This is a genomic window from Ruminococcus sp. YRD2003 (genome assembly GCA_900109435.1).
Classification (GTDB): domain Bacteria; phylum Bacillota; class Clostridia; order Oscillospirales; family Ruminococcaceae; genus Ruminococcus; species Ruminococcus flavefaciens_G.
Genome location: FNZT01000009.1, coordinates 66166 through 78857 on the forward strand (window position 1 = coordinate 66166; position 12692 = coordinate 78857).

8 protein-coding genes are annotated in these 12692 nt (G+C 48.9%); 5 read left to right on the forward strand and 3 right to left on the reverse strand.

Annotated elements, in window-relative coordinates; translation table 11 throughout:
• Positions 1-645: 645 nt before the first annotated feature.
• The 3 genes from BMX22_RS08445 to BMX22_RS08455 all read right to left on the reverse strand — a co-directional run bounded on the left by BMX22_RS08445 (position 646) and on the right by BMX22_RS08455 (position 3192).
• Positions 646-1635: a sensor histidine kinase gene (locus tag BMX22_RS08445; RefSeq protein ID WP_074742037.1), complete on the reverse strand. Its 990-nt coding sequence runs from the start codon at positions 1633-1635 to the stop codon at positions 646-648.
• Positions 1632-2306 (reverse strand): response regulator transcription factor, encoded by a 675-nt coding sequence (locus BMX22_RS08450; protein WP_074742038.1) that lies wholly within the window; start codon positions 2304-2306, stop codon positions 1632-1634. Before BMX22_RS08450 ends, BMX22_RS08445 begins: the two co-directional genes overlap by 4 nt.
• 352 nt (positions 2307-2658) lie before the next feature.
• A complete protein-coding gene (locus BMX22_RS08455) occupies positions 2659-3192 on the reverse strand; it encodes a hypothetical protein (protein ID WP_074742039.1) in 534 nt (177 codons plus the stop codon).
• Positions 3193-3461: 269 nt separating this feature from the next.
• On the opposite strand from BMX22_RS08455, the gene lepB reads away from it, so the two are divergent.
• Genes lepB through BMX22_RS08480 form a run of 5 tightly spaced genes read left to right on the forward strand, consistent with a single transcriptional unit; the run spans position 3462 to position 12673 of the window.
• Positions 3462-4013, forward strand: coding sequence for a signal peptidase I (gene lepB, locus BMX22_RS08460; protein WP_074742040.1), 552 nt, complete (start codon positions 3462-3464; stop codon positions 4011-4013).
• Positions 4014-4055: 42 nt separating this feature from the next.
• Entirely contained in the window at positions 4056-5546 is a 1491-nt protein-coding gene (locus BMX22_RS08465; protein ID WP_074742041.1) for a DUF7601 domain-containing protein, read from the forward strand.
• Positions 5547-5549: 3 nt separating this feature from the next.
• Positions 5550-6248 (forward strand): class B sortase, encoded by a 699-nt coding sequence (locus BMX22_RS08470; protein ID WP_143055501.1) that lies wholly within the window; start codon positions 5550-5552, stop codon positions 6246-6248.
• A 20-nt stretch (positions 6249-6268) separates the two neighbouring features.
• Positions 6269-7018: a Spy0128 family protein gene (locus BMX22_RS08475; protein WP_074742043.1), complete on the forward strand. Its 750-nt coding sequence runs from the start codon at positions 6269-6271 to the stop codon at positions 7016-7018.
• A 36-nt stretch (positions 7019-7054) separates the two neighbouring features.
• A complete protein-coding gene (locus BMX22_RS08480) occupies positions 7055-12673 on the forward strand; it encodes a SpaA isopeptide-forming pilin-related protein (protein ID WP_074742044.1) in 5619 nt (1872 codons plus the stop codon).
• The last annotated feature ends 19 nt before the right edge of the window (positions 12674-12692 follow it).

Genomic DNA, 12692 nt, shown 5'->3' on the forward strand with positions numbered 1-12692 from the left:
CTTCACATAGCTCTTTGTCTCTCTGCCCTTACGGAGTCAGAGCCGCACGTGCGGATGGGCGCGCAAGCCAGCTGTCATTGCCATAATAGGAGCGGGTGAGGAGCCCCCACGGGCAGTTTCGTGGGTCAGTTCTTATGAGTCGTTACTTCACGGCTCGGTAACCTCACATAACTGCAATCGGGAGTACCCATGTCACTCAGCTAAGTTCTGTCGGTCTTCCTTGACACAACTCGCTGAGTCTCTCCTACCGCCTTCACGTATTAATTATTTATCGCTCGCTCTTTCGAGGTCATGGCGTACGGAAGCTCGCGGCTTGTCGGTTTTTGCCGGCACCGGTCTTGCTGCACACTGATGTGTTGATATTCAATTTTCAAGCTGCTATCCCATTAAGGGACATTATCATAATAGCACAGAACGTAAGTTCTGTCAAGGACTTTCGAGAAACTTTGTTCGATTGCACAAATGTTCGATTTTCGATGGAGGTCCTCAATGTGCATTGCGCACAATATATATAATCCTAATCTTCTAAATGTCAAATAGTCATTAAGCGGGTAGAATCAGCTTCTATAAAAATGCTCCTTGTGCTCAATTAAGCTAACTGTAACAAAACAGGCAGATATTTCTCAGAATGAAAATCTGCCTGTTCTATATTGTGGTTTTATAGAAATGAATATCAAACATCGCGCCGTGCGGTTTATGGTTTGCGGCTTTCAGGCTTCCGTCCTGTGCTGAGATGACCTTCTTTGCAAATGCAAGACCGATACCGAATCCGTTTTTCGTGTATTCGGAAGAACGATAAAAGCGTTCAAAGATGTGCGGCAGTTCCTTTTCGGGGATGCCCTCTCCCGTGTCAGCAATTGTGATATTGGATGAAATATTGCTGCCATTTGCCGTCACAGTGACCGTACCGCCTTCGGGTGTATGTTCGATCGCATTTTTCAGCAGGTTCACGATTGCTTCTGAGGTATAATGCATATCGCCGATGAATTCGGGGTCTTCATTGATTTTTGTCCTGATCTCCACGCCTTTCAGTTCTGCCATTACCGATACCATTTCAACAGACTTTTCTATCAGCTCGCGGCATGAAACCGCGTCCTTTGCAAATTTTACCGCATCCGCATCGATCCGGGAAAGGCTCAACATAGTTTCGATCAGCCATTTCATACGGGCAAGCAGCTCATACAGGTCGCGCAGATACTCAACGCGTTCCGTGTCCGTCAGGTCGGAGGAGCGCATAAGTCCGAGTATCATCATGACGGAAGTAAGCGGTGTGCGCAGCTGGTGAGAGATGTCCTCCAGTGCTTCTTTTGCGAACTGCTTTTCGTTTTTCAACTCTGCATTCTGCTCGCGCAGACGAATCGTCATTTTATGAATTTCCGCAGAAAGCACGCTCAGTTCGCCCTCTTTGTATTCGTCAAACGAGATGAGGTCATCGCTGCGAAGGATACGGTCAATGTTATCGCACAGCTTCATGACCTTGCTGCGCCGCTGAGCAAACAGCAGCTCATAAAAAACAAAGAACACCGCCGAAGTAACTGTCACCATGACTGTGCACGGAATGCTGAAAAACAGGCAGGGGATAACCAGTGCGGCGGTCAGGAGAGCGTGAATGAGCCTGCGCTTTTTATCTCTCATTCATCCACCGCCTTGTAGCCGAGACCTCTGACTGTGACGATGATATGCGGATCCTGTGGTTCTGTTTCGATTTTTTCACGAAGGCGGCGAATATAAACGCTCAGTGTGTTATCGGAAATGAACTCCTTTGTCAGCGACCAAAGCTCCTCCGCGAGCCTGTCACGGGAAAGCAGTTGATTCTTGTTGGAGAAGAATACCAGCAGCAGTCGGTATTCGAGCGCGGACATTGCTATCTCGCTGCCATTTTTTCGGACAATGCCCTTGATCGGGTCTATCGTCACATTGCCGCAACGCAAAAGCGGAGAGGTCTTCTGTGCCCTGCGCATGACATTTTTCATACGTGCAAGCAGCTCCCGTGTGCCAAACGGTTTTCCGATGTAATCATCTGCGCCGATCTCAAAGCCAGCCACAGTACAGGCTTCGTCTGCCGATGCTGTGATGAAAATGACAGGAGTATCGTTCTGCGCCTTTATCGCAGCACAGACTGAGTATCCGTTGCCGTCCTTCAGAGAAATATCGAGCAACACACAGTCATATGCGTTTTCCTCAAACAAGCGCAGGGCGCCCTTCTGCCCATTTGCATAATCTGTGGTATAGCCCTCAGAATTGAGGAATCTCATAAGAAACCTCGCAAGTTGTTCATCGTCTTCTATAAGCAGAATTTTCGGCATTTCCGTCACCTCCGATCATGTTATATTATATCATTAAACTCTTATGAATGCAAGCGGACGGCTGAGGGGAGCCCCCTCGGGCAGTTTCGTAGGATACAGGATATGTGGCGTGACTTTGCGGCACGGCAGCCCACTATTTCTGTTAAGGCAATACCGCGCAAAGATTGTGCTGAAGATGCGCAGTGAGATTTTTCGTCAGATCGTATAGAAAGACCGCGGGCATACTTCCGTATGTCAAGGGCTTTCTGTGCAAGATGATGGAAAATATCCAAGCAGGTTCAGTGCAAAGCCGTCAGGCGGTCTTTGTGCGGTGTTGCCTTAAGTATAGCGAATTTATACCGTCCGCTTCGTGTTATTCTGTTGTCTCTGCAAGGAAGCCGAGTATGGAGTTTGCTATTTGTTCAGGCTCCTGTGCATAGAAAATGCCGTGGTCGCCAGCAACGGATTCCAGCCTGCAATTACCGATCTTATCCATAAAACCTTTCTCTTCTGTTTGGGCTTGTTCTATCTCCCATTCTATCTGTTTCCATTCTGCTCTTGCGGCAGTTTCAGAATCGATGTTAAACGCCTTGCCTTCTGCCTCGTGGTCTGCTTTCATGCGTTCAAGTGAAGCACGGACATCAGCCTCGCAGGTGTAGAGCGTGGAGAAATAAAGCTTCGGGGTGTCGGTCGGGTGAAGTATCTCTCCCATATGCGTTACCTCCTGCTTTTCAAGCATTATTTCCGATGCGAATGCGGCAGTCCAGAAGCGGTTATTGCATAGCTTTGAAAGTCTGAGCTGCTCGTCTGAAAATGTCGCAGCGCCCTGTGTTGCTCCGCCGTCGTAGTTCCTATCGGGAAAGAGTCTGTTCATCCCGAGCCATGTACGCAGCACCAGTCTGCGCATAGCTGTACGTCCTGCATCTTCGGAAGGGAATTCTTCCTCGACAGTATGGGAGAGTCAACCATTTTATATAATTGCTCGTCTGTATGAAAAAATTCGTTACAAATAGATAATAAGATACTGTTGGAACTGTGGGGAAACGTGCACAAAAAAAAAGAAAAAATGGTATATGTGTTTGATTGTAATTACTATTGTTTTGCTCGGATTAAAATGCTATAATTATGATGTATAGGTATCATTAGGAGCAAATCTGCGCTTTTTTTCGGAGTGTGATGACAGTGAACGACGCGGCAGAGACTGCAACATCTATCGAAACGCCCAAAAAGCCGAAGAAAAAGCACTCGGCTGCATATTATGCCGCCGCCTTTTTCGCAAAGATAGGCTGTACCGTGCTCTTCGTGTGGCTGCTGCTCACATTCGTTGCGGGAGTGTTTGTCTGCCACGACAATTCGTCCTTCCCGATGATAAAGGACGGCGACCTGTGTATCACCTACCGCCTCGGTAAGCTTAAACAGGGCGACGAGGTCGTGTACAGGCACGACGGCAAAGTGTGCTTCGGGAGGATAGTCGCCTTCGGGGGAGAGGCTGTCGGCATATCCGACGACTACGTCTCGGTGGACGGCTACCGTGTGTACGAGGATACAGTCTACCCGACAACTGCCGAAAATGCGAAGATAACGTTCCCTTATACTGTACCCGATAACTGCGTTTTTGTGCTGAACGATTTCCGCTCCGACATCACCGACAGCAGAACATACGGCGGTATACCGCTCGATGATGTCAAGGGGAAAGTGGTGTTCGTCCTGCGCAGGCGCGGGATATAAACAAGTTTGACCTTTTTGATGATATAAAGGAGGAAATTTACAATGAAAATCAAACGATCAATTGCGGCACTGGCTTCAATGGCAATGCTCGCGACCGCAGCAGCGGCTGCTGTTCCGATGAGTGCGGGGGCAGATGATAATGAGTATTCGCTCATCAAATCAACGGTAATCAAGACAACAGCATTTTCCGATAACAAGGGTACAGCTTTGACGGAGGATATCAAGCCTGCCGACTCGCTCAAGTTCAGAAAAATAATGGACATACAGGACGAAGCCAATATCCCCGACTGCTCCTTCAAGTTTGCTGTTGCTTCGGGAGAAGCCGTTGATGCTTCTGCTACAACGCTTGCTGTCCTCGCAGGACCCGATCCCGATAAGGTAGTATGGAACGCTTCCACTGTCGAGGATAACGCTTTTGTTGCGAGCACCTCAAACACTGCTGCGTCCGCGTTCTATGAGCTCAAATATAAGGCTAACGACGTTACGCTCGGAGAGGGCGGCTCTGCTACAGGCGCGAAGCTTTCCGTTCCTGATGATAACGTTATAATAACAGACGGTTCTACAACGACATACTGTGCCGAGAAGCAGTTATCGCTCGATTTCAAGGGCTGCGGCTTCACTGAGCCCGGTGTATACCGTTATATCATTTCCGAAACGGAATCTGTCGGACACGGCGTCAAGAACGACCCTAACGTGAGAACCCTTGACGTCTATGTAAACGACGCTTCATACTACACCACCGCAGACGAAGGTACCACCTATACCTATAATAAGAAGCTCAACATAGTAGGATACACCATGTATATCGGCGAGCTTACAGCAGGACCTTCCAATTCGATGACTGCAAGCGATTCTGAGACTCCGTACGCGGGCGAGAACTACACCGACACCATTACACCGAACGGCGTTGAGGTAAGCGGCGCATACAAGACTATCGGTTTCAAGAACGAGTATCCTACATATGGTCTCACCTTCGGCAAGGAGGTCATCGGCAATCAGGGCTCGAAGGATAAGTACTTCAAGTATTCGGTAAAGCTTGAAAACGCACCTGCGGGTACTTATAATGTCATCCTGTCGAAGACTGTGCCTACTGTTCCGAGCAATTCCGCTACAAAGCAGGGCTATATCGGCAAGACAAATCCCAACACGATAACTATCGACGCTACAGGCACGAAGACGGTCGATTTCTACCTTCAGGACGGTCAGTATATCGAAATAGTCGGCATCGCAAAGGGTACGAAATATACCATTGAAGAAGAGGCGGAGGATTATACAAGCATCGAGAAGATATCCGCGGCTAACAGCTCTCTTGACTGGGATACAACAGCAGGATATGATGCGCTCAATGATAACGTGAGCGGAACCTTCAATGAAGTAGACATCCACACAGGCTTCACAAATAAACGCGAGGGTCTCCTCCCCACAGGTATCATCGTATCCGTTGCGGGACCTGCTGTTGTAGGCATCATCGCGCTTCTCGGCATCGCCGTACTTCTCATCAGAGGCAGACGCAGAAGAGCTGAAGAAGAATAAGCCTTGCGGAAATTCTGGATAGGAATGAACGTCCTCTACGAGAGGGTGCTCCTTATCGTGCTTGTGTTCGTACTGCTGATAGTGTCGTGGTGTATGTACGATAATTACTACATCTACTCCCACACGCTCGAGGCGGATATAACCAGATACAAGCCCGGCAGGACCTTCTCCCTCACCGCCGAGGACCCGCAGATTTCGGACGAAATGGTGGCGTGGCTCACCATAGACGGCACGAATATCGACTACCCGATAATGCAGGGGAGCAATAACCTGAAATACCTCAATACCGACCCCTTCGGGAGCTATTCGCTGTCGGGAAGCATATTCCTCGACAGCAGGAACAGTCCCGATATGACCGACAGCTACTCGGTGGTTTACGGTCATCATATGGAGCACGGGAAGATGTTCGGGGCACTGGACGAATTCCTCGACAGTTCCTACCTGACCGAGCATACGGGCGGCTCGCTCATTATCGGAAGCAATGCAGACGATATATACCCGCTCGAGGTGTTCGCAAGTATGAAGGCGAATGCCAACGACGAAAACATCTTTGATTTCAAGTGCGAGGATATAGTCGGATATATCCGCAACAATTCACAGGTCTTCACAAGAGCGGACGACAAGCCTGTGATAGCTCTCTCGACGTGCTCGTCGGGAGATATGATCGAGAGAACGATCGTATTCTGTTATATCATCAAATAGACAGGAAGGAGAGTGAGCATATGAGCACGATACGCAGATGTTTCTGCTGCCTCGCAGTATGCCTGCTCTCCTTTTTCGTTTTTCCCTGCTGTACCGCTTTTGCAGGGACATATGAGAAGGAACACCTTGAGATACCCGTGATGTGTCTCGATGTTGAGGACCTCGAAGACCACATCTACAGGGTGACAATAACTACCGAAGACCCACTTGCCCCCCTTCCGCAGACGGATACGCTTCAGATAAACCAGAACGGAAGAGGACAGTTTGAAATAGACATCGACCAGCCCGGCACGTTTGTGTATAATGTCTTCGAGACCGAGGGCGACGAGGACGATATCGAATATGAGCAGACCGTATACACGGTGACAGTGTACGTGGAGACGAACGCGAATGATGAGCTGCTCTATTCCGTGACGGCGGCTGTCAACGGTATGCCTGTCAAATCCGAGGAGATACAGTTTCAGGATAAGCTGATGGACAACTCCGAAAGGAAGAAGCCGCGCACTACAGCGACGACAGCGCCTGAGACAACAACAGCTGCCGCAGCAAAGACGACGACCACGGCAACGGCTGCGGCGACTACAACAGCGTCTGACGCAGCAACCGTGACCGCTTCGACCACCAAGGCAAATTCCGTTGTCAGCTTTGTCGGCGATGTACTGACAGGCGACAGCTTCCCCGCAAGGCTGCTCTGTATCGTCATAGCCGCGGCGCTGATAATTATGGTCGGCGCGTTTGCGCTGAGAAAGAAGAACGGCGATAACGACTGAGCAGGCTTATAAATACGAATGAAAGGAGATGATACGATGCTTGTGACAAAGAAGCTGATCAGCGGATTTGCTGCTCTTGTAATGGCTGTTTCGGGCACTCTCCCCGCGACCTCCTTGGTCGGCAGAGACGAGAGCACCTCCGTCGCGGACGAGGAAAGTCACGTCCTGAAGCACCAGAGCCTTGAGCTCTGCCCCGATGAGAGCGACTCCGACAAGACCGTCACCCTCGACGGACTTATGCCAAAAAATGCCACGGCTACAGCTGTGGACGTCACCGAGATGATAGCTGATTCGGACATCGTGACATCTCCGTTCTGCGATGACAGCTCCGTTGTTGTCGCATATGACATCACTATCTCCGACGGGGAGGGCGAATTCCAGCCCGACAGCTCGCGCCCGATATACGTCGGGATAACCGACCCGAGTATAACCGAATCCGAGTTTACCGAGCTGTGGCACATCAGCGACGACGGTCAGCGCGAGCAGATAAGCGATTTCACCGTCGAGGACGGTGCTATCAGCTTCTATGCCGAGGGCTTCAGCGTTTATGCGGTGGTCAAAAACGACAAGCTAACCTCAAAAGAATATGGCTGGCAGGTAGTTAAAAGTGTTGAAGACATCAACACAAAAGGTTCGGCAGGATTATATGTTGGTTCTAATTTTAATCGTTTCCTGACAGGTGAAGTAGTGCAAAGTGCGAACACTCGAAACGGTTTGGATACAATCGAAAGCACTTCTGTACCTACTGATAGTATCCCTCTGTTTTATTTTATTCAGAATGAAGATAATCCTGACCAATACAGCATTTACACAATAGAGAACAATGAAACATACTATGTCAGAATGTATGTAAGTGATAAGAAGAATGGACGAGCTGGTCTGAATTTTACCGATGATGAATCTCAAAAAACATGGTTTACTTTTGAAGAAAAAGATGATACGGATTCATTCTATTGTTCAGCAACATTTGCTAATGACACAAACACATATTACTGGAACAAAAATGGAAGGGGTGGTGGAGAAGGTGCATTTGTTGGTTATAATGTGAAAGGTAACGAAAATACTGTCTTTTTGAAACTGTATTATTATGCAGGTGAAATGTCAGATGATCCCTACGAGCTCGACGGCAAGTCCTACGGCTTTATGAACTGCGAGAGCAGCTCCTACGCCTACGCTATGCAGAGCAACTTCAAGGCAAAGCAGATGGAAGCGAAGGTCAATCCGCTAAGTCACGAGGGTATCAACTATATCGCCAAGAACAGCGACATTACTTTCTGGACCTTCCATAAGGCTTCCGAGGACAACTACTACATCTCCACCACCGACAATGACGGCAATGTAAAATACATCAAGGTCACAGGCAGCGGTAGTTCTCAGGTCAGAGAGCTCGTCGATTCCGTTGACGATGCTACTCTGATAAAGGTCATTCCCCAGAGCGGCGGCAACATCGGCAAGATAAAGCTCTGCGCTGACAATAAGTACCTGTATCTGAACGGCACGAGCGATTTTAAGTTTGACACCGATAAGGGCAGCGCCTCGCTTATCAAGCTCGTCGAGAAGGACGAGCAGATCACCGATGACGACTTCAAGGTCTACTCAGCCGAGAAAATAGGCATTTCCGAGGCTGTGAACGGCGAAGAATACATCGTCTATACGCGTGTATGGGACGATACCAAGAAGGCTTACAGATTCTTCGCGGTAGACCACGACGGTACGCTCGTCGAGTGCTACGAGCGCGGCGACGATATTATGTGGATAGGCAGCAGGATCAACACCCTCGAATGGGATTTCACCGAGTATTACGGTCTGGACGGCAAGCCCAACTACTACTACGAGCTGTGCAACACCTACTCGGATATGTATCTGGCTCCGCAGATAGGCGGAGTGGCGCTTTCGGACGGTACTATCGGCATTAACCTCCCAGGCAGACAGGACGGCGAATACTACTCCGATATCCTCGCCTGGGACGAACCGCACTACGCCTATGCGGCGCTTGTCGCAAATAGCGATAATTCCAAGCTCACTACAACTGCAAAGTCTAAGGCGAGCACATTCTACTTTGCTAAGGTGAAGGAACATTCTGCGAGCGAACTGACCGAGGTCGAGACCATCGACAACGACGAGTACGGTATCACTATGAAAATGGTGGACTGGAAGGGCAGCGCCGACAACACCGGAGATGTCCAGAATACGTTTTTGAATACGGATTCAAAATCTCACGGACTGGCAGCTCATTCGGGGCTTTTATCTACAGATCTTGAAAAGGATGCAGACGGAAAATATACATACCCTACAGTATTGAACGGTGTGAACCAATCACTCGGCTTGCTGTATAACGAGACCGATGAAGATAAGATCGAGGACGCGCTCAGAGAAGTCAATCACCTTTTCATTAAGAGTACCTATGAAGCAACAGGCTACTTTGAATTTGACAGCTGTCAGAATTTCGCTACTCTCAAAAAGCAGAATAAGCAATTCAACACGAATACAGTGGATGTTGGTGAAGGCGTAACAAAGGAAGTAACCAATTTTACAGTATACAGACAGCTTGGCACCAATGATTCTTCAGCAAAAACAACGCTTTGCCACGGACAATTCCTGCCTTACAATACGATCAAAGAAGAAAAGTATTCGTCAAATAATCGCTATAATCTTTATTCCGCACTGGCTAATCCTGATAATAAGAGCATTGGTCTGCTTGATGATTCAGACCCGAGAAAGTATGAGAGGCTTCATCTGGTTCAGGAGAGCACAGACTATTTCAACGGCATGGAGCTTGAGGCGAGCTTCGTCCAGACGCCTAACGGCAAGGACAACTGGAATCACGACATCATCTTCGAGTTCACGGGCGACGACGACTTCTGGCTCTACGTTGACGGCGAGCTCGTAATCGACCTCGGCGGTATACATTCCGCTCTTGAAGGAAAGGTCAATTTCGCAACAGGACAGGTCACTGTTAACGGCGTAGAAAAAACACTGAGACAGGTGTTCAAAGAAAACTACGAAACACGCAAACCCGAGGCATCTGCAGCGGATGTAAATGAATTCCTTGCCAAATACTTTGACGATGGAGAGGTCGTATTCAAGGATTACTCGCAGCACAAGATGAAGATATTCTATATGGAGCGCGGCGCAGGTGCGTCGAACCTCCATATGCGATTCAACCTCAGCTATGTTACTCCGGGTCACGTTATCCTCAAGAAGGAAGTCGAGGGCGCAGAAGACCTCGACCTCAGCCTTGTGCAGTATCCCTTCCAGATATACTACAATGACGACAGTCTGCACCCTGATGATTTCCACCTGCTGGGAAATGATGACGCGAATGTAAGCATCACTTACCAGAACTCGACGCAGAAGGTCGAATTCAAGGAGCATTATACTCCACCGGGATGTTCGGACAAGTTTTACAACGTCTTTTTCCTCAACCCCGATCAGGTCGCGGAGATACACTTCCCCTCGAAAACTATCAACTACAAAATAGTAGAATGCGGCTTGAGCAGCATTTATGATTCTGTAAGGATAAAAGGCGAGGAAGGTGTGCTCGCAGCCAACCCGATAAATGCTGCGGAAGGTTCACACGTTGAGCGCTACTATTACGAAACAGATCCGTACGAAGTCGAAAAAAAGCCGAGTATGGTATTCGTAAACAAGTTCAAGGACGGCGCTCTCCGACCTCTCTATTTCACGAAGGTCCTGAAGGACGAGAACGGAAACGAGCTGACGTATGACGCCGAGCACCCGAATGAGGACGATGTGGACAACACCACATTCCAGTTCAGGCTGTATCTGACAAACGGCGTGGATGACGACCTGCGGCTTGCAAATATGGCTAAGTACCGCGTATTGACTCCAAGCGTTAAAGTAGATGCCGAGAACAGCGTCAGATACTATTGCAGCTGGGACGCAGACGCTCAGAGATTCATTCCTACAGAGTATACACCTAAAAAACTGGAGGAAAAGCTGCTCAGCATAAAAACCAATCCCGAATGGACAGCCGAAAAAAAGCAGCAGGAGAAGGAAGCTCTTCTCGATCTGCTAACCTTCGAGACGTCTATAAACGGTACTATCTCGCAGATCCCTGCGGGCTATACCGTTGAGGTGCCGAACCTGACTGCGGGCGTCCGCTTCAAGGTCGTTGAGCGTCCGAATGAGACGGAGCTCGGTTATGGCAAGGTAGAATATCAGGTAGTCGATCAGAGCTACTATTACAATAACGAAGACTTCAATGACGGAACTGTAAATACCGAGGATGCTCCCGAAATGAAGGTCATCAACAAGCGCGGCTACGGTCTTGAGGTGAGAAAGCAGTGGAGCGATTCCGATTTCACCTATGACCACGACCCGATTTACGTGGCTGTATACAAAAAGAGCGGTGAAACCGAAACTCTCCTTCCCGAAACTGTCAGGGAGATATCCCCGAAGAACTCGTTCGTGCGTTATTTCTTCGACGGTATCACCGAAGATGACTTCAACAGCTATGTCGTACACGAGGTTATCCTTTCACGGATAGACGGAGCAGCGTGGAGCACCGATCCTGATGTTGATGATCCCAACAGACCCCGCACCAACGATGACTTCAAGATAACAAATATTGATGAATTCAAGGTCACAAAGGTAGACAACGAGGGTCTGATCAACAAGGCATATACTATGAAGGAAGCGAATAAATACGTTCCCGTACACAATTACAAGGACGAATATACGTACTTCCCGACCTATAATCAGGGTGAACCCGAGTCTGTAAGCGTAGGCTCTGTCGGCAAGAAGCGTAAGGATACCATAAGGAATGACCGCGGTGGCGGTATCATCATAAACCTGTATGATATGGATACTAAGGAACCTCTGCGCGGCGGAGAATTCAGGCTGAAGAAGGATGACGGTACTGAGGACGGTGTTTTTGTAGGTACATTCACCTCTGACAGCGACGGTCAGATAACTATCCTCTATCAGAACGAAAACCTTGAGACAAACGTAAAATATATCCTCGAGCAGACCAAGGCTCCAACGGGATATATCGGCGTGCCTAACCCCGTGGAATTCATCGTGGAAGCGACGGGCAGCGTTGCGACCGATATTCCTGTCACGGGCAATGAAGAAAAGTGGGCGAAGGCTGAGCTGAAGACGAGCAGCGAGGATAACCTCATAGGCTACATCAAGCTCTACAACAAGCCGTTCACTCTTCAGGTGAAGAAGGTGGATTCCTCGTCAGGAGCGGCGCTCAAGGGCGCACATTTCGCGCTGTATAGGTGCGTGAACGGGGTCAAGGACTACACTCCGATGCAGAACTACACGGATATTGTCAGCGGCGAAAACGGTGTCATTGCCGAGATAAGCACAGCTCTCGGACACGGTACCTACTGCCTTGAGGAGCTCAGCGCTCCGACAGGATATGAAAAGCTTACTGCGGATATCAGATTCACGATATCCTCTGAGGGGATCGCTATCGCCGCAGGAAGCGGAGGCACTCTGACAGTTGACGACGATGAAAGCAGCTGTTCGTATCTGATAAAGTTATCGAACAGCAAGAAGGAGTCTTCCATCATATTGCCTACAGGAATCGAGACGCACGGTGCGGCGACAGCTTCGATGCTGTTCCTGCTTGTCACGTTCGGAGCATTCCTGCTGATACGTACTAAGATGCGCAGAAAAGAATAAATAAAAAACTCCCGAAAAG